Source organism: Baekduia sp. Peel2402 (genome assembly GCF_052567285.1).
In genome coordinates, this window is the sequence record NZ_CP199582.1 from 4486615 (window position 1) to 4506724 (window position 20110).

22 protein-coding genes and 1 tRNA gene are annotated in these 20110 nt (G+C 70.6%); 15 read left to right on the forward strand and 8 right to left on the reverse strand.

Going from position 1 to position 20110, the window contains the following annotated elements:
• The first annotated feature begins 35 nt into the window (after positions 1 to 35).
• The 5 genes from ACT01A_RS21950 to ACT01A_RS21970 all read left to right on the forward strand — a co-directional run bounded on the left by ACT01A_RS21950 (position 36) and on the right by ACT01A_RS21970 (position 4743).
• Positions 36 to 1127 carry a multicopper oxidase domain-containing protein gene (locus tag ACT01A_RS21950; RefSeq protein ID WP_445149237.1) on the forward strand — a complete coding sequence of 364 codons (1092 nt, stop codon included), beginning with the start codon at positions 36 to 38 and terminating at the stop codon, positions 1125 to 1127.
• A 21-nt stretch (positions 1128 to 1148) separates the two neighbouring features.
• The gene (locus ACT01A_RS21955; protein WP_445149238.1) at positions 1149 to 2486 is read left to right on the forward strand and encodes a hypothetical protein; all 1338 of its coding nucleotides are present in this window, start codon (positions 1149 to 1151) and stop codon (positions 2484 to 2486) included.
• Positions 2483 to 2854, forward strand: coding sequence for a cupredoxin domain-containing protein (locus tag ACT01A_RS21960; RefSeq protein ID WP_445149239.1), 372 nt, complete (start codon positions 2483 to 2485; stop codon positions 2852 to 2854). The genes ACT01A_RS21955 and ACT01A_RS21960 overlap by 4 nt, the downstream gene beginning before the upstream one ends.
• Positions 2855 to 2867: 13 nt before the next feature.
• A complete protein-coding gene (locus tag ACT01A_RS21965; protein ID WP_445149240.1) occupies positions 2868 to 3461 on the forward strand; it encodes a DNA-3-methyladenine glycosylase I in 594 nt (197 codons plus the stop codon).
• 142 nt (positions 3462 to 3603) lie between these two features.
• The gene (locus tag ACT01A_RS21970; protein WP_445149241.1) at positions 3604 to 4743 is read left to right on the forward strand and encodes a hypothetical protein; all 1140 of its coding nucleotides are present in this window, start codon (positions 3604 to 3606) and stop codon (positions 4741 to 4743) included.
• 115 nt (positions 4744 to 4858) lie between these two features.
• On the opposite strand, the gene ACT01A_RS21975 is transcribed toward ACT01A_RS21970, so the two are convergent.
• The 3 genes from ACT01A_RS21975 to ACT01A_RS21985 all read right to left on the reverse strand — a co-directional run bounded on the left by ACT01A_RS21975 (position 4859) and on the right by ACT01A_RS21985 (position 6450).
• Positions 4859 to 5746: a type IV toxin-antitoxin system AbiEi family antitoxin domain-containing protein gene (locus ACT01A_RS21975; protein WP_445149242.1), complete on the reverse strand. Its 888-nt coding sequence runs from the start codon at positions 5744 to 5746 to the stop codon at positions 4859 to 4861.
• Positions 5747 to 5795: 49 nt separating this feature from the next.
• Positions 5796 to 5868 (reverse strand) — tRNA-Thr (locus tag ACT01A_RS21980).
• Between the two features lie 45 nt (positions 5869 to 5913).
• A complete protein-coding gene (locus tag ACT01A_RS21985) occupies positions 5914 to 6450 on the reverse strand; it encodes a hypothetical protein (protein ID WP_445149243.1) in 537 nt (178 codons plus the stop codon).
• A 47-nt stretch (positions 6451 to 6497) separates the two neighbouring features.
• Between ACT01A_RS21985 and ACT01A_RS21990 the strand changes: the two genes are divergently transcribed.
• The 6 genes from ACT01A_RS21990 to ACT01A_RS22015 all read left to right on the forward strand — a co-directional run bounded on the left by ACT01A_RS21990 (position 6498) and on the right by ACT01A_RS22015 (position 11348).
• Positions 6498 to 8162 carry a 1-acylglycerol-3-phosphate O-acyltransferase gene (locus tag ACT01A_RS21990; protein ID WP_445149244.1) on the forward strand — a complete coding sequence of 555 codons (1665 nt, stop codon included), beginning with the start codon at positions 6498 to 6500 and terminating at the stop codon, positions 8160 to 8162.
• Between the two features lie 22 nt (positions 8163 to 8184).
• Positions 8185 to 8721, forward strand: coding sequence for an RNA polymerase sigma factor (locus tag ACT01A_RS21995; RefSeq protein WP_445149245.1), 537 nt, complete (start codon positions 8185 to 8187; stop codon positions 8719 to 8721).
• Positions 8722 to 8728: 7 nt separating this feature from the next.
• Positions 8729 to 9079, forward strand: coding sequence for a hypothetical protein (locus tag ACT01A_RS22000; RefSeq protein ID WP_445149246.1), 351 nt, complete (start codon positions 8729 to 8731; stop codon positions 9077 to 9079).
• Positions 9080 to 9152: 73 nt separating this feature from the next.
• Positions 9153 to 9737, forward strand: coding sequence for an RNA polymerase sigma factor (locus tag ACT01A_RS22005; protein WP_445149247.1), 585 nt, complete (start codon positions 9153 to 9155; stop codon positions 9735 to 9737).
• Positions 9734 to 10468 carry an anti-sigma factor domain-containing protein gene (locus ACT01A_RS22010; protein ID WP_445149248.1) on the forward strand — a complete coding sequence of 245 codons (735 nt, stop codon included), beginning with the start codon at positions 9734 to 9736 and terminating at the stop codon, positions 10466 to 10468. The genes ACT01A_RS22005 and ACT01A_RS22010 overlap by 4 nt, the downstream gene beginning before the upstream one ends.
• A 55-nt stretch (positions 10469 to 10523) precedes the next feature.
• A complete protein-coding gene (locus ACT01A_RS22015) occupies positions 10524 to 11348 on the forward strand; it encodes a rhomboid family intramembrane serine protease (RefSeq protein WP_445149249.1) in 825 nt (274 codons plus the stop codon).
• Between the two features lie 4 nt (positions 11349 to 11352).
• Here ACT01A_RS22015 and ACT01A_RS22020 read toward each other — a convergent pair whose 3' ends face one another.
• Complete coding sequence (locus ACT01A_RS22020; protein WP_445149250.1) at positions 11353 to 12243, reverse strand: cobalamin-binding protein; 891 nt, start codon at positions 12241 to 12243, stop codon at positions 11353 to 11355.
• Between the two features lie 13 nt (positions 12244 to 12256).
• Between ACT01A_RS22020 and ACT01A_RS22025 the strand changes: the two genes are divergently transcribed.
• Positions 12257 to 12547, forward strand: coding sequence for a 4a-hydroxytetrahydrobiopterin dehydratase (locus ACT01A_RS22025; RefSeq protein WP_445149251.1), 291 nt, complete (start codon positions 12257 to 12259; stop codon positions 12545 to 12547).
• Positions 12548 to 12629: 82 nt separating this feature from the next.
• Positions 12630 to 13964, forward strand: a complete 1335-nt coding sequence (locus ACT01A_RS22030; RefSeq protein WP_445149252.1) for a hemolysin family protein — start codon at positions 12630 to 12632, stop codon at positions 13962 to 13964.
• Between the two features lie 903 nt (positions 13965 to 14867).
• On the opposite strand, the gene ACT01A_RS22035 is transcribed toward ACT01A_RS22030, so the two are convergent.
• Entirely contained in the window at positions 14868 to 15488 is a 621-nt protein-coding gene (locus ACT01A_RS22035; protein ID WP_445149253.1) for a glutathione S-transferase family protein, read from the reverse strand.
• Between the two features lie 75 nt (positions 15489 to 15563).
• Between ACT01A_RS22035 and ACT01A_RS22040 the strand changes: the two genes are divergently transcribed.
• Complete coding sequence (locus ACT01A_RS22040) at positions 15564 to 16481, forward strand: LysR family transcriptional regulator (protein ID WP_445149254.1); 918 nt, start codon at positions 15564 to 15566, stop codon at positions 16479 to 16481.
• Here the strand turns inward: ACT01A_RS22040 and ACT01A_RS22045 are convergent.
• Positions 16466 to 17260, reverse strand: a complete 795-nt coding sequence (locus tag ACT01A_RS22045) for a 3-hydroxyacyl-CoA dehydrogenase family protein (RefSeq protein WP_445149255.1) — start codon at positions 17258 to 17260, stop codon at positions 16466 to 16468. The two genes, ACT01A_RS22040 and ACT01A_RS22045, sit on opposite strands and share 16 nt — an antisense overlap.
• Positions 17261 to 17474: 214 nt before the next feature.
• Between ACT01A_RS22045 and ACT01A_RS22050 the strand changes: the two genes are divergently transcribed.
• Positions 17475 to 18839: a flavin monoamine oxidase family protein gene (locus tag ACT01A_RS22050; protein ID WP_445149256.1), complete on the forward strand. Its 1365-nt coding sequence runs from the start codon at positions 17475 to 17477 to the stop codon at positions 18837 to 18839.
• Here the strand turns inward: ACT01A_RS22050 and ACT01A_RS22055 are convergent.
• Both ACT01A_RS22055 and xseB read right to left on the reverse strand, forming a co-directional pair.
• Positions 18836 to 19891, reverse strand: coding sequence for a hypothetical protein (locus ACT01A_RS22055; RefSeq protein ID WP_445149257.1), 1056 nt, complete (start codon positions 19889 to 19891; stop codon positions 18836 to 18838). The two genes, ACT01A_RS22050 and ACT01A_RS22055, sit on opposite strands and share 4 nt — an antisense overlap.
• Positions 19888 to 20109: an exodeoxyribonuclease VII small subunit gene (gene xseB, locus ACT01A_RS22060; RefSeq protein ID WP_445149258.1), complete on the reverse strand. Its 222-nt coding sequence runs from the start codon at positions 20107 to 20109 to the stop codon at positions 19888 to 19890. The genes ACT01A_RS22055 and xseB overlap by 4 nt, the downstream gene beginning before the upstream one ends.
• Between the last annotated feature and the right edge of the window lies 1 nt (position 20110).

The following is a 20110-nucleotide window of genomic DNA, read 5'->3' on the forward strand; positions in this document are numbered from 1 at the left end:
TTCGTCCTGAACCCCCGGCAGACTCTGTCTTCACCATGCCGGACCCGCTCGATCCGTTCGACCCCACAAGCAACCGCCGCCGCTTCCTTCAGGTCGGGGCCGCCGGTGCCTTCCTATGCACGATCGGCGGCGAGACCGTCTCGGTCGCCAAGCGCGGCGACGCCGTTAAGGCTGACGCCGCCGCGTCGAAGGTCACGCGCCCTAACGCCAAGGCCAAGGCCGCGGCGGCCGGGCCGACCGAGCAGCAGAAGTACGTCACGCCCGATCCCCAGCCCGGCGGCCGCAAGGTCGAGTACTGGATCCAGGCCGTCGAGACCAAGTGGACGATCGTGCCGTTCAAGCGCGACGACTGGCACGGGACGAAGATCCCCGGCTCGACGACGTTCAAGGCCACCGTCTACCAGCAGTGGACCGAGGGCTTCGCCGCGCCGCTGGGCCCGGCGGCCATCCCGGGTCCGACGCTGCACGCCGAGGTCGGCGACACGCTCGTCGTCCACTTCCGCAACGGCTTCAAGACGCTCGACCAGGCCGTGACGATGCACCCGCACGGCGTGAAGTACAACCCCGAGTACGACGGGGTCTACCTGGGCGAGTACACGCGGGCCGGCGGCTTCATCGAGCCGACGGAGGAGTTCACCTACACCTGGGAGTGCGTCCCGGAGTCGGTCGGCGCCTGGCCGTACCACGACCACGGCCCCAACCACACGCTGAACACCTTCCGCGGCATGTTCGGGTCCTTGGTGATCCGCAACAAGGGCGAGGGGCTGCCTCCCGTCACGCAGTCGCTGTTCCTGCACCAGTTGCAGCCGCCCGTCACCGGCCTGAAGCGCTCGTTCCAGTGCATCAACGGCCGCGCCTACGCGGGCAACACCCCGGTCATCCGCGCGAAGGTCGGCCAAGAGGTCGCGCTGCACGTGTTCGGGATGGACAACAACTTCCACGACTTCCACATTCACGGCCACCGCTGGAAGGACAGCGCCGGAGCGTTCGTCGACACCCCGTCCGTCGGTCCCAATGAGACAACGACGGTCCGGTTCGTCGAGGACAACCCCGGCCGGTGGCTCTACCACTGCCACGTCTTCTCGCATCAGGACGCGGGAATGGCGGGCTGGTACCTCGTCGAGTAGTACCTCTAGGAGGAGGACGCAGTGTCGCAACGCAGGTCTATCGCCATCGTCGCCGCCACCACCGTGGCCGCGGCGCTGGCTCTCGCCCCGGTCGCCGGGGCCGTCGACTACCCGGAGCCGTCGTTCCCCACGGGCAGCGGCGCCGCCAAGCCGAAGGGTCCGTTCAAGACCCTGAAGGTCTGCAAGAACAAGAAGTCGTGCTTCCCGACCATCCAGTCGGCGGTCAACAAGGCCAAGCCGGGGGACACGGTCAAGGTCGCCAACGGCACCTACAAGGAGGCCGTCAAGATCACCGGCGCCTCCAAGCGCTACGTCAAGCTGGTCGGCAACCCCAAGGACCCCTCCAAGGTCGTCCTTGAAGGCAAGGGCCTCAAGAAGGCCAACGGCGTCCAGGTGACCAACACCATCAACGTCACGGTCAACGGCCTCACCGCCCAGCACTACACGGCCAACGGGTTCTTCGCGGTCAACACGAAGGACTACACCTTCACGAACCTGCGCTCGTACCTGGTCGGCGTGTACGGCATCTACGCCTTCAACTCGGTCGGCGGCACGATGACCGACTCCGAGGCGGCCTGGAACAGCGACTCGGGCTTCTACATCGGCCAGACGCCGCCGCAGTCCAAGCCGAAGCGCACGATCGTCCGGAACATCACCTCCTACGGCAACGTCCTCGGCTGGTCCGGGACGAACATGCGGTACGTGACGATCACGAAGTCGAAGTTCTACAACAACGGCACGGGTGTCGTCCCGAACACGCTGTCCTCTGAGAAGTACCCGCCGGAAGAGGACAACATCATCACCGACAACGACATCTTTTGGAACAACTTCAACTACTACGCGGGCGCGCCGTTCAAGGTCGGCAAGGCCGCCGCGGACTCGACGGCCTACCCGGTCGGCGTGGGCGCGCTGCTGTTCGGCGGCCGTCACAACCGCATTGAGAACAACCGCATCTACGGCAACTGGCTGGCCGGCGCGGGCATGATCCAGCAGATCATCCTGGCGCCCAAGTTGCCCGAGGAGTCGACGCTGCGGGGCAACTCGATCGCCAACAACACGTTCAACGCCGGTGGCGGCGACCAGAACGGTCGCGACATCGTCTACGACGGCAACGGCACCGACAACTGCATCTCGGGCAACACCGGCGTGCTCGTCACGGTCCCGGCGGACGGGTCGAACTTCGCGGCCTGCCCGTTCACGGGGGCCAACGCGTTCAACGGCGGCGCTCAGGGCGAGCTCGTCAACTGGGCGCTGGACCCCACGCACGAGCAGTTCCTCGTGCAGCACCCGCACGGCACGGTCGCCGGCGTGACGCCGCTGTTCCACTACAACGATTATGCGGGTAAGAAGGCTCCGTGATCGCACGCAAGACGACGCTGGCGCTGGTTGGGGTCGCGGCATTCGCCGCGGCCCCGGCCACGCTGGCCGCCGGGGCCACCAAGGGCAAGACCCGCAAGGTCTCGGTCAACGACAACTACTACGGTCCGACGAAGCTCACCGTCCACGTCGGCGACACGGTCGACTGGCACTGGTCCGACGAGATCACCGACGTCCACGACGTCAAGCTGAACTCGGCGCCCAAGGGCGTCAAGAAGTTCGCGTCTGACCCGCTCGCCGCCGGTGACGACTTCAAGCGCAAGCTCACCAAGGCCGGGACGTACAAGATCATCTGCACCTTCCACGAGGAGGAGATGAAGATGACGATCACGGTGAAGAAGAAGTCGTAGGCTCGTCCGCCATATGGCGGAGAAGGCAGAGCTGCGGTGCTTCGGGGCGGACGATCCGCTCTACCGCGAGTACCACGACCACGAGTGGGGCCGGCCCGTCACCGACGAGCGCGGCCTCTACGAGCGGATCTCGCTGGAGGCGTTTCAGTCCGGGCTGGCGTGGATCACGATCCTGCGCAAGCGCGACAACTTCCGCGCGGCGTTCGCGGGCTTCGAGCCCGAGGCCGTCGCGCGGTTCGGCGAGGACGACGTCGCCCGCCTAATGGCGGACGCCGGGATCGTCCGCAACCGCCTGAAGGTGGAGGCGACGATCGCCAACGCGCGAGCGGTCCTGGACTTGCGCGACGCGGGCACGTCCTTGGACGAGGTGGTGTGGGCGCATCGGCCCGATCCGAAGCGCCCTGCGCCCGCCGGATGGGGCGACGTCCCGGCGGTGACCCCGGAGTCCACGGCGCTCGCGAAGGCGTTGAAGAAGCACGGCTTTCGCTTCGTCGGACCGACCACCGCGTACGCCGCGATGCAGGCCTGCGGTTTGGTGAACGACCACCTGGCCGGATGTGTGGCCCGAAAGGCAACGGAAAAGGCTCAGAAAGCGGCGGCGCGGTGATACGGTGGAACGCGCATATGAAGCACCCTTACTTGAACCCAACTGCGTCCGGACGTCGGTCCGGACCGGCCGCCGCGCTTGAGTGCGCGCGGCTGATCGAGCCGAGCTGCGCTCGGCGTCTTCGCTAAGGGGGCCGCTTCACATGGCCCCCGCACAACTCGCGGGGGCCCCACGCCGGGGCAAGACCCCGCAGTGGACGCCCGAGTCCGTCATCCGCGAGATCCAGCACTTCGTGGAGGCGCACGGCGAAGTCCCGCGCCTCGCCGACCTCAACCCCGGCCAGGCCAAGATCACCGGTCAGGTCTGGCGGATCGACCGCTACCGCGCCGGTTGCCCGATCTGTAGCTCGGCTTACCCGTCGGCCAACGCGGCCCGTCGCTGCTTCGAGGGCTCGCTGGAGCGCGCGATCCGCGCTGCCGGCTTCGAGCCCGCCAAGCGCGGCCCGCGCCGCCGCAACGAAGTCGACCTCAGCGCTCGCGCCACCGCGCGCCTGGAGCACGACGCGCGCGTCGCGATCGACGCGGCGCTGTCGCGTGCCGGCGACGCCGAGCAGCGCGCCGAGCGCCTGGCCGTGCAGCTGGAGCGCGCCCGTGCGCGCGCCGCCGCCGCGCCGAAGGTCAAGACCAAGATCGTCCGCGAGCGCGTCACCGACGCTGCTGCACTGGCGCGCGTCACTCGCGCCCGCGAGGCCGCCGAAGGCCGCGCGGTCACGCTGAAGGGCGAGCTGGCCGAGGCGAAGATGGACGCCGCCGAGGCGCGCCGGACCGCCGTCAAGCTCGCGTCGCGTCTGGAGCGCGCCGAGGCGACGATCAACGACACCCGTGCCGCCAAGCGCGGCGTGGGCGCCGAACTGGCCGAGGCGCAGGCCACGGCCGACGCCGCACTGGCCCGGGCCGAAGCCGCCGAAGCGGCGCTGTCTGACGCGCGCGCGTCCGCGGTCCGTGTCGAGACGGTCGTCGAGGCCCCGCCGGAGCAGGCCGTCCTGGACGAGGCGCTGGCCCGCGCGGCCGCCGCCGAGGACGCCGCCACCCGCGCCGAGTCGCGCGCGGCCCGCGCCGAGCGCGAGTACGCCGAGGTCGCGGTCGCCGCGACGGGCGCCTCGCGCAAGCTCACGACCGCCGAGCTCGAGGCGCTGCGCTCCGACGGTCCCGCCGGCCCGGCCCTCCTCGCCGACGCGCTCAAGGCGCTGGCCATGGCTCGCAAGACCGACAACCGCTTCAAGCTGGAAGAGGCCCTGGCGGCCGTCGCCAGCGCGGCGGTCACCTGGCGCGACCGGCTCTAGCCGAGCCGTCCACATCACGCTGCACCTCGACGCCCGGCCTCTTCAGGCCGGGCGTCGTCGTTGCGCCCACGCGGCGACCGGCACCGTCAGCGTCCTCGGTAACCATTGATCGTTTCTAATTGCCGAGCAGTGCGGACAGCTTCGCGGAGACGTCCGTGGGGTCGGAAGCGATCTGCCGATGGGTGAAGCGCAGCACGACGAATCCCGCCGCGGCGAGGGCCTGATCGCGGGCGCGATCGGTCTCGAACGCTGCGCGCGTGCGGTGGTAGCGCCAGCCGTCGGTCTCGGCAACGAGGTGGCGGTCGGGCCAGAGGAAGTCGACGCGGAAGCCAAGCGGTCGCGCGTTGACCGCCGGGCGCGGAAGCCCGTGGTGAGCGCAGAGCGCTAGGAAGCGGTCCTCCAGGTCGCTGAGGGTCTCGGGGAGCGTCGTGGCGAGGGCGGTCGTAAGCGGTCGGCGGCCGGGATGGCGTGGATGCGCGTCGAGCACGTCACGCAGGGCGGCGAGGTCGAACTGGTCGAGGACCTCGGCCTGGCGCAGCGCGGCGGCGAGCTGGTGGTCCGGCACTACGCCGGCCAGGTCAAGCAGGGTGCGGGCCGGCGTGGTGATCGGGAGGAGGCCGAGGTTCGTCGTCTCCAGCGCGTGGGTTGTCAGGTGAATCCGGAGCCCGTCGCGCGCCGTCACCGATCGCGCTCGGACCGTCACCTCGACGCGGGACAGGCCGCCGCCACGCAGTCCCCACGCGATGGCGGCACTACGGTGGCTGAGCGCGGCGCGCTCCCCGCAGGCCCAAACCGCCGCGAGGCGGCGACCCATGGGGGAAAGACGCTTATGGCCAACCGCGTACACGCCGCGATAGAGCGGCAGCAGCGAGCCGCGCGCGACACGATGCCGTATCGCCTTCGCGGTCAGACCGAGTTCCTGGAGCTGCGCGCGACGAACAACCCCATCTTGTTCACCTGCGAGGGTGGCGATCCGGCGATCGATCTCGAGAAAAGGCCCCATAGGGGCCTTAGGTCGAGACGGATGCGAATTCGCCCCCGTGGGTCGGTAGAGCCGAGAACGGGATTCGAACCCGTGACCTACTGATTACAAATCAGTTGCTCTACCAGCTGAGCTACCCCGGCGTGGGGCCGATGGTAGAGGGCAGTACGGCCAGTTGGCAGGGTGGCTCAGGCCGCGCCGGTGATGGCGTGCTCGATGTTGCCGTGGCCGTTGGAGGAGACGACGTGCTCGTAGGAGGGCAGTTCTTCGTCGGGCTCGTCGTTGAGGCGGCGCTCCAGTTCGCCTAGGACGAAGCCGAAGAGCGCGTGGCGCCAGGTGGCCTGGGCGAAGGCGGCGGCGCTCTTGCCGAGGGTCGGCAGCTCATCCCGCGCGGGGTGGATGCGATCGGTGACGAGCACCAGAGGCCATGAGGCGACGTGCTCGCCGAGGCCGGCGGCCGGGCCCTTGGCCCAGGAGGGCAGCGGCACGCGCCGGGCGACGTTGGCGTAGACCGCGCCGAACACCGCGCCGTTGGCCAAGTGCATCGCCAGGCCAACCGCGCGCCAGGCCGGGTCGCGGCGTGTGACGGCCTTGCCGAGGAGCTCGGTGTCGTCGTAGCGCACCCCGAAGACCTTCTGGTCCAGCGGCTGCTGCGCTGCCCACACTCCCGCGGCGACGGCTCCGGCGAGGGCTCCACGGGCGGTGCGAGCGCGGTCGATGGCCATGCGCTCACTGTAACCACCGACAACCTGCGGGTGTACGCCACATACCGATGGAGAGCAACCGCCACCTGGACCGCGCGCGCAACAAGGGCGTCAACCCGTTCGTCTACTGGATCGTCCGCGCCCTGTTCCAGCCGTTCTTCCACATCTACTTCCGGATGTCGCGGATCGGCCGTGAGCACATCCCGGCCGAGGGCCCGGTCATCTTCGCGGCCAACCACCGGTCGTTCCTGGACCCGTTCGTCATCGCCTGCATGTCGCGCCGGCCGCTCTACTATGTGGCCAAGAAGGAGCTCTTCGCGCACAAGCTCACCGCGTGGTTCCTGAACTCCCTCGGCGCGTTCCCGATCGACCGCGGCAACGCCGACTCCGACGCGATGGCGACCGCCCGCGAGATCCTTCAGCGCGGCGACTCCGTCCTGATCTTCCCCGAGGGCACGCGCATCCGCCCCGGCACGCTGGGCACCCCGAAGCGCGGCGTCGGCCGTCTTGCGCTGGAGACCGGCGCGCCGGTCATCCCGGTCGCCGTGATCGGCACCGAGGACATCCGCCGCGCCTGGCGCATCCGCCCGCACAAGGTCTCGATCCGCGCCGGCGCTCCCCTCAGGTTCCCGATCGTCGCCGACCCGTCCCCGCAGCTGGCCGCCGCCGTCACCGAGCGCATCTGGCCCTGCGTGATGCTCCAGTGGGAGTGGCTCGGCGGGCTGCCGCCGATCCGTCGCGCCGCCGTCATCGGCGCCGGCTCCTGGGGCACCGGCCTGGCCGTGGCGCTCGCGCGCGCCGGGGTCGAGGTCGACCTCGGCACCCGCACCCTCACGCAGGCCGACGAGCTCCAGCGCACGCGCGTCAACGAGCGCTACCTGCCCAGCGAGGTCCTTCCGGACGCGATCACCGTCGTCCACGTCAACGACCTCGAGCTGGGCCGCCACGACCTCGTCGTGCTCGCCGTCCCCGCCCGCGCGCTACCTGAAGCCATGGCCGCCCACGGCACTTCGATCCCCGCGCGCGCCGGCCTCCTGCTCGCCTCCAAGGGCCTCGTCGCGCCGCACGGCGCGCTGCCGTCGGCCTACGTCGCCGAGCGCGCGAGCGCGCGAGCGATCGCCTCGCTCGGCGGCCCCGCCCACGCGGCCGACGCGCTCGACCACGGCGCCGCGCTCGTCGTCGCGTCCACCGACCGCGGCTTCTCCCGCCAACTCGCCGACCTGTTGAACAAGGCCGGCCTCTACGCCGAGCGCTCCTCCGACACTGTCGGGGTCGAGCTGGCCGGCGCCGCCAAGAACGCCGCCGCGCTGGCCGCCGCGACCGCCGCGCCCGCCGGCCCCAACGCCGTCGGCGCCGCCGCCGGGCGCGTCTTCGCCGAGGTCGACGCCTACGCCCGCCACCACGGCGCGCACCCGCAGACGTTCGCGGGCCTCGCCGGGGCCGGCGACCTCGTCGCCACGGTCCTGGCCGTCGGCTCCCGCAACCGCCGCGCCGGCGAGCTGCTGGCCGCCGGCACGCCCGCCGGCGAGATCGAGACCGCGATCGGCCAGACGCCGGAGTCGCTGGACGCGCTGCCGCTGCTCGCGCACGCGCTGTCGCACGCCGGCGTGGACGCGCCGACCGTCGCCGGACTGGCCGCGGTCGTCGAGGGTCGCGTCGACGCGACCGACTGGGCCGCAACGATGACCGCCCCGCCCGCCAAGCGCGGCAAGCGGTTCGTCCGGGCGGCGTGACCGAGGGAATAGGCTGCGGTGCGTGCCCGACGCGGACAAGGCCAAGCGGGATGCGGACTTCGCGGAGCTCTACCGGGCGCACCTGAAGGACGTCTACTCCTATGCCTACTACCGAGTAGGCAACCATCACGATGCGGAGGACCTGACGGAGCAGACGTTCCTACAGGCCTACCGGCACTTCGAGCGTGCGCAGGCCGAGAGCGACGGACGGCCGATGCGCCCGTGGCTAATTCGGATCGCGCACAACCTCGCCGCGAACCTCTATCGGGACCGCTCGCGCAAGCCGCAGACGCCGATCGAGGACTCCGAGACGCTGCGCACGACGCACACCACGGAGGACCTCGTGGAGGGACGCGACGAGCTGGCGCGAATCTTGGAGGGGGTCAAGGAGCTGCCGGACGACCGCCGCGAGGCGCTGATCATGCGCTTCGCGCTGGGTATGGACAACCGCGAGATCGCGCGGGCCATGGGCCGCACCGATGGCGCCACCAAGGTGTTGTTGCATCGAGCGATCAAGCAGCTAGAAGAGATCGTGGCCACGCAGTCAGGAGGGAGGTGAGCACCCGATGAGCAGCGACACGTTCGGAGAGTTCGAGCACCTGCTGAAGCGCGCGCTGACGCCCGTCGAGCCGCCCGCGGACCTCGGCCTGCGCCTGGAGTCGACGCTGACCGAGCTGACCGAGCTCGCCCAGGACGAGCTGGAGTCCTGGGAGCTGGGCGCGATGCGCGACCCACGCAACTGGGTCCGGCCCGTCGCGGCCGCAGCGATCGGCACGACCGCCGGCGCGGCGCTGGTCCTGCTGCGCGTCCGCCAGCAGCACCGCAAGCGCGCCGCGAAGTCCTCCGGCCCGATCGACCTCGCCGAGCGCACGCTGCACGCCGTCGCCGACGAGACGCGCAAGATTCTGGATCGTTAGGCGTACAACGCGTGTCGACTTGGCGCGCGGCTGTTGATCCAGTGGGACGGGTATTGGCGTAAGAGCCCATGCCGTGGCCGAACGAGCAGATTTGAGCATCCTCGCCGACGAGGACCTGATGCAGCTGGTCTCCAAGGGAGACCCGCGCGCCTTCGAACTGCTCTACGACCGCCATTCAACCGTCGCCTTCTCGCTCGCCTACCGGATGACCGGGCTGCGCGCCGCGGCCGAGGACGTCGTCCAGGAGGCCTTCTTGTCGATCTGGCGCTCGGGCGCGCGCTACGACCACACGCGCGGTTCGGTGCGCACGTGGATCCTCGGCGTCGTCCACCACCGCGCAATCGACTCGCTGCGCCGCAACCTGCGCCACGACAAGCGCCGCGCGTCCGACGAAGGCATCGAGGAGCGGTTCGAAGCCCCGGACCGCACCGATGTCGCCGCGGCGCGCCGTGAGGAGGCCGCGGAGGTCCGCGATGCCCTTGCCTCACTGCCCCCCGAGCAGAGTAAGGTCATCGAGCTTGCTTACTTCGGAGGCTTCTCCCATTCGGAGATCGCCAACATGCTTGAAACCCCCGTCGGCACGGTGAAGGGACGCATCCGCCTCGGGCTCGAGAAGCTCCGCGGGCAACTCGGCGACGTCATGGAGGTCCCGGCATGACCGGCGACCACGACCGCTGCGCGCATCGCGACGACGCGGGCCCATGGGTCCTCGGCGCGCTGGACGACGCGGACATGCGCGCGTTCGCCACACACCTTGAGCAATGCGATCACTGCCGCGCTGAGGTCGCCGCGCTGCAGCCGGTCGTCGACGTCCTGCCGATGGCCGCGCCGCAGGCGGTCCCGCCGCCCGCGTTGAAGGACCGCATCATGGCGGTCGTCGAGTCCGAGGCGCAGCTGCTGCGCGCCGCCGGGCCCGAGGCCGACCGCGTCGCGCCGCCGGCGCGCGAGCGCGAGCGCGCCCGCGGTCGCTTCGGATGGCTGCGTCGTCCCGTGCCCGCCGCGGCGTTCGCCGCCGCCGCGCTGGCGGTCGTCGTCCTGGCGATCGCGCTGGTCAGCTCCGGTGGAGACGACTCGCACTTGGTTCCCGGCTTCGGCCCGCAGGGCGCGCAGGTCGCGCTACGCGTCAACCACGACAACGACCACGGCCAGCTCGAGATCGAGGGCATGCCCGCAGCGCCCTCGGGCCAGGTCTACCAAGTGTGGCTCGTGACCGGGAAGAACAAGCCGCGCGCGACGCATGCGCTGTTCTCGGTCCCGGCCGACGGCCGCGCGCGCGTGGAGATCCCCGAGTCGCTCGAAGGCACCGACCAGGTGCTAATCACCGCCGAGCCGTCGGGCGGCAGCGACCAGCCGACGAGCACGCCGCTCGCGGGCGCGAAGCTCACGTAGCGCACGCCTCCACTTAGGGGCGCCGAACCATCCGCTGCTAGCGTGCGGCGCCCACATGGCCACCTGCTACCGCCATCCCAACCGCGAGACCGGCGTCTCGTGCTCGAACTGCGGGCGTCCGATCTGCACGAGCTGCATGACCCCGACGTCCGTCGGCATGCGCTGCCCGGAGTGCTCCAAGCAGAAGACACAGGTCCGCACGGCGGCCACCATGTACGGCGGCGAGCCGCGCGTGACGGTCGCGATCATCATCGCCTGCGTGATCCTGTTCCTGGGCTCGGGCGGCTCGATCGGCCTGAGCTCCAGCGGCGGCGGATGGATCTACCAGCACTTCGCCCTTTACGGGCCGCTCGTGCACTACGAGCACGAGTACTGGCGGCTGGTCACCAGCGGCTTCCTGCACAGCGGCATCTTCCACATCGGGTTCAACATGTACCTGCTGTGGATCCTCGGCCAGCAGCTGGAGCGGACGCTCGGCCCGACGCGCTTTGGCACGATCTACTTCACCGCCTTGCTCACCGGCTCGTTCGGCGCGCTCGTGCAGACGACCGAGTCGGTCGTGGTCGGCGCGTCCGGCGCGGTCTTCGGCCTGATGGGCGCGATGGTCGTCATCCAGTGGCGCCGTGGGCTGGAGGCGTTCGGCGGCGGCCTCGGCGGCCTCATCGTCATCAACTTGGTGATCAGCTTCCTGCCGGGCTTCAACATCGCCTTCGGCGGGCACATTGGCGGCCTCATCGGCGGGGCGATCGCCGCGCTGGCGATCCACGAGTCCGACCGCTTCCGCAAGCCGTGGCTCGGCTACGTGGCGTGCGCCGCGCTGGCCGTCGCGGCGGTCATCGGATCGGTCGCCGTCTCCGGCGACTTCCACAGCATCGGCTAGACGCCTACAACATGACGCGGTGCACCCGGCCCGGAGCCTCCGGGACGCGGTCGGGGTGCAGCGCGTGGGCGAGCGTCTCCAGGCCTTCGACCAGACGCGGGCCGGGGCGGGAGAAGTAGGCGGAGGCGTCGAGGGCGATCACCTCGGCGGCGCCGATCGCGCGCAGACGGTCGGTGTACTGCTCGGCCTCGGCCAGCGAGCGCGGGCCGTCGTAGCCGCACGGGATGCAGAGCACGACGGCGGGCTTGGCCGCCTCGAGCACGTCCCACGAGAGCTGCTCGGAGTGCTCGCCCGCGAAGCCGAGCAGGTCGGTGCCGCCGGCCAGCTCGATCAGCTGCGGCGTCCAGTGGCCGGCGATGAAGACCGGGTCGAACCACTCGATCGCGACGACGGAGCGGCGCTCGACGCCCTTGACCGCGATCTTGACCTTGTCGACCCGCGCGCGCTGGCGCGCGACGAGGTCCAGCGCGGCCTCGCGGCAGTTCGTCGCCTGCGCGACCGTGCGGATGTCGCCCATCGTCTCGCCGAAGGTCTTGGGGTCCAGGGCAATGACATTGGGACAGGGGTCGAGCTTCTTGGCGACCTCCTGGACCTCGTCGTAGGAGACCGCACAGACCGGGCACAGCTCCTGGGTGACGATCAGGTCCGGCTCGAGGTCGGCGAGCGTGTCCTCGTCCAACGCGTAGATCGCCTCGCCCTTCTCGGTGCGCTCGCGCACGGCGGCATCGATCTCGCCGGCGCTGAGACCCGCTGGGAGGACGTCGCGCGTGATCTTGGGCAGCGCGAGCGCCTCGGGCGGGTAGTCACATTCATGGGTCACCCCGACGACGTCGTCGCCGAGGCCGAGCGCGAACAGCAACTCGGTAGCGTGGGGGACCAGGCTCACGATCCGCATCGGAGACGAGGATATGGCAGACCTGCTCAAGGATTCCGAGATCGAAGAACGGCTGCGCGAGCGGCCGCAATGGCGGCGTGAAGGTGACGCGATCGTCCGTGATCGCGAGCTGGAGGACTTCGCCGCCGCAATCGCGTGGGTCAACGCGATCGCCGACGAGGCCGAGCGCCGCAACCACCACCCGGACATCCGCGTCCACGGGTGGAACAAGGTGCGGCTCGACGTGACCAACCACAGCGCCGGAGGCCTCACCGCAGCCGACTTCGAGCTCGCCGCAGCGATCGACGCGCTGCCAGGTGGTTGAGAGCCTGGTACCGTTCGGGCCGTCGCTCCATGAACGACGACCCTTCTCGAAGTAGCGCCGGGCTCGGACCCGGCCCCAGCGCGTGACCGTCCTGCTGCTTCTCGCCGTGGTGGTCTTGATCGCCATCAACGGCTTCTTTGTGGCGGCCGAGTTCGGTCTCGTGCGCTCCAAGCGGTCCTCTTTGCAGGACCTCGCAGACAACGGCAACGCCGGTGCGCGCCGTGCGCTGGAGCTGCACGACGACCTCAACGAGTACCTGAGCGCCTGCCAGTTCGGCATCACGCTCGCCTCGCTGGGCATCGGCTTCCTGGGCGAGCCGGCCATCGCGGAGCTGTTCGAGCCGCTGTTCGGCGACGCGATCTCGCACGGCCTGTCCGTCGCGCTCTCGATCGCGATCGCCTACATCATCGTCACGGGCTCGCACGTCGTGCTCGGCGAGCAGGTCCCGAAGATCTACTCGATCATCCACCCGGACAAGATCGCGATCCTGGTGGCGCGGCCGCTGCGCGCGTTCGACCAGGGGATGAAGCCGTTCATCGCGCTGCTCAACATGGTGTCCAACGCGATCCTGCGGCTGCTGCGCGTCGATCCGAACACGGCCTCTGAAGAGGGCGCGACGCCCGAGGAGCTGCAGATCCTGATCTCCCAGGCGCGGGCCGGCGGCAAGCTGGATCCGGGCGAGGCGGGGATGTTGACCGGCGTCTTCCACCTGCACGAGCAGGAGGCGCGGCAGGTGATGACGCCGATCCCGGCGGTCGTCACGGTCGATCTCTCAGAGGATGTCGAGACCGCGCTGCGGCGCTGCATCTCGTCCGGCCACACCCGCCTGGTCGTGACCGAGGACGACAACCGCGATCGCGTGCGCGGGATCGTGCACTCCAACTCGCTGGCGCGCTCGCTGATGGCCGAGGGGCCGACCGCGTCGCTGGAGCCGTTGGTGCGCGAGGCCGTGATCGTGCCCGAGACGAAGGCGCTCGATGACCTCCTGGCCGACCTCCAGCGCCAGCGGAGCTCGATGGCGGTCGTCGTCGACGAGTACGGCCGCGTCGTCGGGATCGTGACCGTCGAGGACATCATCGAGGAGGTCGTCGGCGAGATCGACGACGAGACCGACCCGGCCGGCGGCCACATCCGGCGCCTGGCCAATGGCGACTGGTTCGTCCGCGGCCACGTCGCGGTCACGGACCTGTTGGACTACGGCGTCGAGCTGCCTGTCGACACCGACGCCTACAACTCGGTCGGCGGCTTCGTCTTCGCTGAGCTCGGCCGGTTGCCCAAGCGCGGCGACACGATCACCGCCGACGGCTATTCGATCCGCGTGGAGAGCGTCCGCGACAACCGCATCGAGGCCGTCCGCATCCGCGAGCGCCGCGCGCCGCAGGGTGCGGTGTCCGGCAGCGAACAACGCGGCGACTGACCGCAAGTTCTCCTTTTCGGGTGCGTTCCAGCAGTTGGAACGGGCCCCGGAACGTGGACGGACTGACCGGGGTTCCGCCGATCGTGTCTCGTGGGACAGCCGCGATCGGCGACTGATCATCGGATGGCCCGGGGTGGGTCCATCCGCTTACGCCCTTGGGGCGGCTGACCTGGATCTCCTGCTTTTGGTCGGCCGCCCTTGGCGCGTTGGGCCTTATGGCTTTCAGTGCGCCGCGCTGGTCGTGCTGTGGGGCGTGGTCTGTTGGCACCGAAGGGCGTGAGGCTGTTGGGGCGTGGCGACCGCTTGGGGTGTGGATCGTCGCTGGGGCGCTGCCGGCGGCGGGGATTTACAGCCGCATCAAGACATCAGACTCGGCCTCCAGGGTTGGTCCCTCGGCCGCTGGGTTCGAGGGACCAGGGGTTTCGGAGATCCGGGTCGCTGAGAGCTGCATATGCCAGCTCAGAGCGACCCGCACCTCGAAACCGGGATCCGGGTCGAGTTAGCGTCGATATATGACGCTAAATCGACCCGGATCCCCAAATGCGCGTCCTTCGGGCCCGAACCCTCAAACCCCGGGGCCGACGGACGCCCCTTGAGGCCCGGATTCATGTCTTGATGCCAAAGCCAGCCCGGCCGGCATCACCCGAGGCGACGATCCACACCAGAGACGGTCGCCACGCCTCAACGGCCCCACGCCCTCGCCGCCAAACCCCGGCGCCTCGCGCGCCTTACCCAGCACACCGCGGCTCCATCAAAGCCACCAACTACCGAGCGTCCGTCGCCGTGCGGTCCCTGAAATCGAACCGGCCCGCCTGAGGAGCGGGCCGGATCGTGCTTCTGGGAGGAGGTGCACGTGCGAGTACGTTCGCGAGAGCGATTCTCTGCCCGGTTCCTGAAGCCGCGCTAAAGGTTCTTGGCGTCGCGGACGTCGGTCGTATTTGCCATGCGATTTACCCAGGCAGAAAGGCGCGGAAGTGCAGGCAAACTGTCCTTCAGGATGCCGTGGAAGAGGTCGTCGTCGGAGGGATCTGAAGAGGTTGCGAAGCGTAGGAAGGGATAGGCACAGACGTCGGCGGCGCTGACCTCATCGCCGAACAGGAACGGCCGATCGTGCAACAACGCGTCAAAGCCTGATTGCCACGCCGAAAGCTGCGCGCGCCACCCGGCCACGCGGGGCTCGTCGGTCCCGCGCGCGGCGTCGATCGCGTTCGGCGGGACCTTCCAGACGAAGTTGAAGAAGTCGACGAAGGCCTCGATCTCGCGGCGGGCCTTCGGGTCCTCCGGGTAGAGCCGATGCGGCTCGGGCCAGCGCGCGTCGATCCAGGCGACGATCGGCATCGAGTCGGTCAGGATCTCGCCCTCGTCGGTCTCCAGCACCGGTACGAGGTCCTGGCCGCTCAGCGCCCGGATCGCGCTGCGGTCGGCGACGGCGTGCTGGACGAGCTCGGCGTCGAGGCCCTTCAGCGCGAGCGCGATCTGGACCCGGTGGACGTTGGTGGAGTGGGGGATGGCGTGCAGTCGCATGGTCGCCGGCGACGATCCCAGTTCGGCACCACCAGCGCGACTGCACTTCTTGACGTCAGGCGTAAGCTGCGCTTCATGCTCGACGCGAAGAAGCTCCGGGTGCTGCGCGCGGTCGCCGAGCACGGCTCCTTCGCCGCCGCCGCGGCCGAGCTGCGCTACACGCCGTCGGCGATCTCCCAACAGGTCGCGGCGCTGGAGCGCGAGGCCGGCGCGGTGCTGGTCGAGCGCGGCGCTCGCGGCGCGCGGCTCACGCAGGCGGGCCAGGTGCTCGATCGCCACGCCGCGCTCGTCCTCGGTCAGCTCGCCGCCGCCCGCGCCGAGCTGGACGACCTCACGCGCCTGCGCGGCGGCCACGTCCGCGTCGCCGCCTTCGAGTCGGCCTGGACGGCGCTCGTCCCCGCCGCGGTCTCCCGCTACCGCGCCGACCACCCCGGCGTCGAGTTGCACCTCGCCGAGGAGGACCCGCAGGCCGCGGTCGCCGCCGTGCGCTCTGGCGCCTGCGACGTCGCGGTCGTCTTCGAGCCCCACGGCGTCGGCGACGCCGAGCTCGCCGGCCTGGACCGGACCGTGATCGCCCACGACCCGCTGTGGGCGGTCCTGCACGCCGACCATCCGCTGGCCGACTCCGAGCAGGTCGACCTCACGCAGCTGGCCGCCGACCCGTGGGTCGCGCCGACCGCGTTCTGCGCCGGCGTCGTCCGCGGCGCGTGCGCCCGCGCGGGCTTTGAGCCCGACGTCGTCTTCTCCAGCGCCGACTACGGCGCGGTTCAGGGTTTCGTCGCGGCGGGCGCGGGCGTCGCGCTCGTCCCGTTCCTGGCCCTGACGCACCGCGAGCGCGCCGTGGCGCGCCCGCTGCTCAGCGATGATCCGCCGACCCGGGTCCTGAGCGCGATCACCGCGCCGGAGGGCCCGCGGCCGGCGAGCGCGACGGCGATGGTCGAGACGCTCCTCGCCACCGCCGCCGCGTTGCTCCCGGCTCAGTTGTACGTGTAGAACCCGCGGCCGCTCTTGCGGCCCAGCGCGCCCTCGTCCACCAGCGCGCGCAGCGACTGCGGCACGTCGGCGCCGATCGCGTCGCCGATCGCCTGCGAGACGTCCAGGCCGACGAAGTCCAGCAGCGCCAGCGGCCCCATCGGGTGACCCGCGCCGAGCTGCATGCAGGTGTCGATCGACTCCGACGGCAGGCCCGTCTCCTCCTGCAGCGCGACCGCGCTGAACAGGTACGGGAACAGCAGGCGGTTGACGACGAAGCCCGGGATGTCGGGGACGACGACCGCGGTCTTGCCCAGCGCCTCGCAGAGCGCGCTCGCGCGGGCCTTGATGTCGTCGGTCGCCTCGGCGGGGAACGCGAGCTCGACGAGCTTCATCCGCGGCACCGGGTTGAAGACGTGCAGGCCGACGAAGCGCTCCGGCGCGCCGCTGGCTGAGGCGATCTGCGCGACCGACAACGACGACGTCGTCGAGCCGAGCAGCGTCTCGCCGTTGACGATCCCGGCGAGCTGGCCCCACAGGGCGGCCTTCGCGTCGGCGTCCTCGGCGATCGCCTCGATCACCGCGGTGGTACCGCTGAGCGCGCCGAGGTCCTGGACGATCGAGACGTTGGCGCCGTCTACGCCCTCCATCTTCGATACGGCTTTGTCCACGGTCTTCCGCGCGCGCTCCGCGGAGGCGTCCGAGCGCGCCCAGAGGACGACCTCTCCGTGCTGGGCCGCCGAAGCGGCGAGGCCACAGGCGATGGCGCCCGAGCCGACGATGCCGAGTCTCTCATCCATAGATGCGGAGTTCTATCGATTGAGGCGGGTTGCGCGTTGCGTCCCTGGTTGATCGGCCAGTCGACGGTGTACAGTGCCGCCGGTCTTCCCGGAGGAGGAGAGGCGCGAAGGGCCCGCACGGCGCGTACGTGCGGGCCCTTGCGCGTTCTGGGCAGGAGATCCCTGGTGGCTCCAACGCGCGCGGGGTGGGGAACTTGCGACAGGATGGGCGCGTATGCGCGAGGTCGACGTGGTGGTCGTGGGTGCGGGGCTCGCCGGTTTGGCGGCGGCGCGGGCGCTGGTGGGCGCTGGGCGCGACGTCGTCGTCCTGGAGGGCCGCGACCGCGTGGGCGGTCGCACGCTCAACGAGCGCGTGGGCGACGGCGCCAGCGATGTGGTCGAGCTCGGCGGCCAATGGGTCGGTCCGACGCAGACGCGGCTGATGGCGCTCGCGCGGGAACTGGGCGTCGAGACCTACCCGACGTTCGCCACCGGCGAGTCGCTGTTCGCATGGGGCGGGAAGGTGCGGCGCTACCGCGGGACGATCCCGCGGATCAACCCCATGGTGTTGGCCGACGTCGGCCAGGCGATGGCGCGGTTGAACCGCATGGCGAAGACGGTGCCGCTCGACGCGCCGTGGACGGCCAAGCGCGCCGCGGCGTGGGACGCGCAGACCTTCGCGACCTGGATGGGGCGCAACCTCGCCACGCCCGGCGGCCGCGCGATCCTGCAGATGGCGGTGGAGGGCGTGTGGGCGACCGACCCGAGCGAGCCGTCGCTGCTGCACGTGTTGTTCTACATCCACTCCGCGGGGTCGCTGGAGCTGCTGACCGACACGGAGGGCGGCGCGCAACAAGATCGCTTCGTCGGCGGCTCGCAGTTGTTGTCGCTGAAGATGGCGGAGGCCTTGGGTGAGGAGCGCGTCGTGCTCGGCGCGACGGTCCGGGCGATCGAGCAGGACGCCGGCGGTGTGACGGTGCGGGGCGACGGTGTCGAGTTGCGTGCGCGGCACGCGATCGTCGCGATCCCGGTGCCGCTGACGGCCCGGATCGCGTGGACCCCGGCACTGCCGCACGCGCGCGACGCGCTCACCCAGCGCATGGCGATGGGCAGCGTCGTCAAGTGCATGGCCATCTACGACGAGCCGTTCTGGCGCGCCGAAGGGTTGAGCGGGACCGCGACCGACGCCGACGGCCCGGTCAAGGTGATGTTCGACAACACGCCGCCTGGCGGTCGCCCGGGCGTGTTGTTGGGGTTCTTCGAAGGTCGCGCCGCGCAGGTCGCGATGCGCGCGACCCAGGACGAGCGCCGCGCGCAGGTCACGCAGACACTCGCGCGGCTGTTCGGCCCGCGGGCGGCCAAGCCCGAGCGCTACGTCGATCTGGCTTGGGGCCAGGAGGAGCTGACCCGCGGCTGCTACGGCGCCTACCTGCCGCCCGGCGGGTGGACCGGCTTCGGCGCCGCGCTGCGCGCACCCGTCGGCCGCGTCCACTGGGCGGGCGCGGAGACGGCGCTGGTGTGGAACGGCTACATGGACGGCGCGGTGACGTCTGGCGAGGCGGCGGCGAGCGCGGTGCTCGCCGCCGCCGGGGCCGCCTAGCCCCAGCGGAAGCCGGTCGCGCTCGCTAGCACGGGCAGCGGCGAGGACGGTAGGCCGTCGGGCGGGTCGACGTCGTTGTAGCCGCCCGGTGCCACGTCGTTGGGGCCGTCGGGGTGGAAGATCGCGGCGAGGTACTGGATCTGGCCGCGGCCGACGCCGAGTTCGAACTGGCCGCCGCCGTACATGCGGATTCCGCGCTTCTCGCAGTACTCATAGGCCTTGAAGAGCGGCCGGATGCCGCCCAGGCGCGAGGGCTTGACGTTGACCATCTTGGGCGGGAAGGGCAAGTTGATGATGTCGTCGACCGAGTGGATGTTTGCGTCCCAGGTGATGCGGTCGCGGTAGGGCTCCAGGACCGGGTCGGTCTCGTCGGTCAGGCCCGGGTCCTCGATCCACGCGTCGGGGAAGGCCTCGGCGACGCGGCGGTAGAGGTCCGGGTCCGGCGCGTTGTCGACGACCGACCCCACGTACAAGCCCTTCAAGTCCACCGTGTCGACCGCGCCGGTCTCCACGAGCTGGGCCACGAGCGCGTCGTCCCACGACTGGGTGGGGTCGAGCTTGAAGCGCAACCCGGGGTACTTGTCCAGGCGCGTGCGCAGCGGCTCGGCGGTGGCGGGCTCGCCGAGCCGCAGCGAGCAGACGAACGTCAGCGGCTCGGCGGAGCGGCTGAGCGCGTCGGTCAGCGACAGCCCGTTCTGGCGCAGCGCGAGATCCAACGCGGCTGATTCGTAGGCCCAGACGCGGTACTGCACCGACGCGTCGTGGCGCGCGGGCTCGGGCCAGAGCTCGAGCGTGGCCAGGTGATCGCAGAACGACTCCAGCGTCCAGGAGCCCGCGAGCGGCAGCGTCGCGCCCGCCTCCTGCAACGCGAGCTGGTCGTCGGCGTCGTAGGACACGTCCTCGCCGAGGCCCTCGTGGCCGTCGCCGCCGCGCAGGCGGATCACGGTGGACACGCGCAGGAAGTCGCTGGACACCGAGCGCTCCAGGCGCTCCAAGGCGTAGTCCTCGATCTCCAGGGTCAACCCCGAGAGCTTGTTCCACAACTCGCTCATGCCGGTCGCTGCTCCAGCCGCGCGACGAGCTCGTCGAGCCGCAGCTCCTCGAGCCCCTGGCCGACCGCGTCCAGCTCGCCGGCGCAGAACTCCACCAGCCCGCGGCCCTCCTGGCAGAGGTCGAGCGTCTCGCGCAGACCCGCCTCGCCGGAGTCCAGGCGCTTGATGATGGTCTCCAGGCGCGCGGTAGCGCTCTCGTAGGACATGGTCTCGGTCATC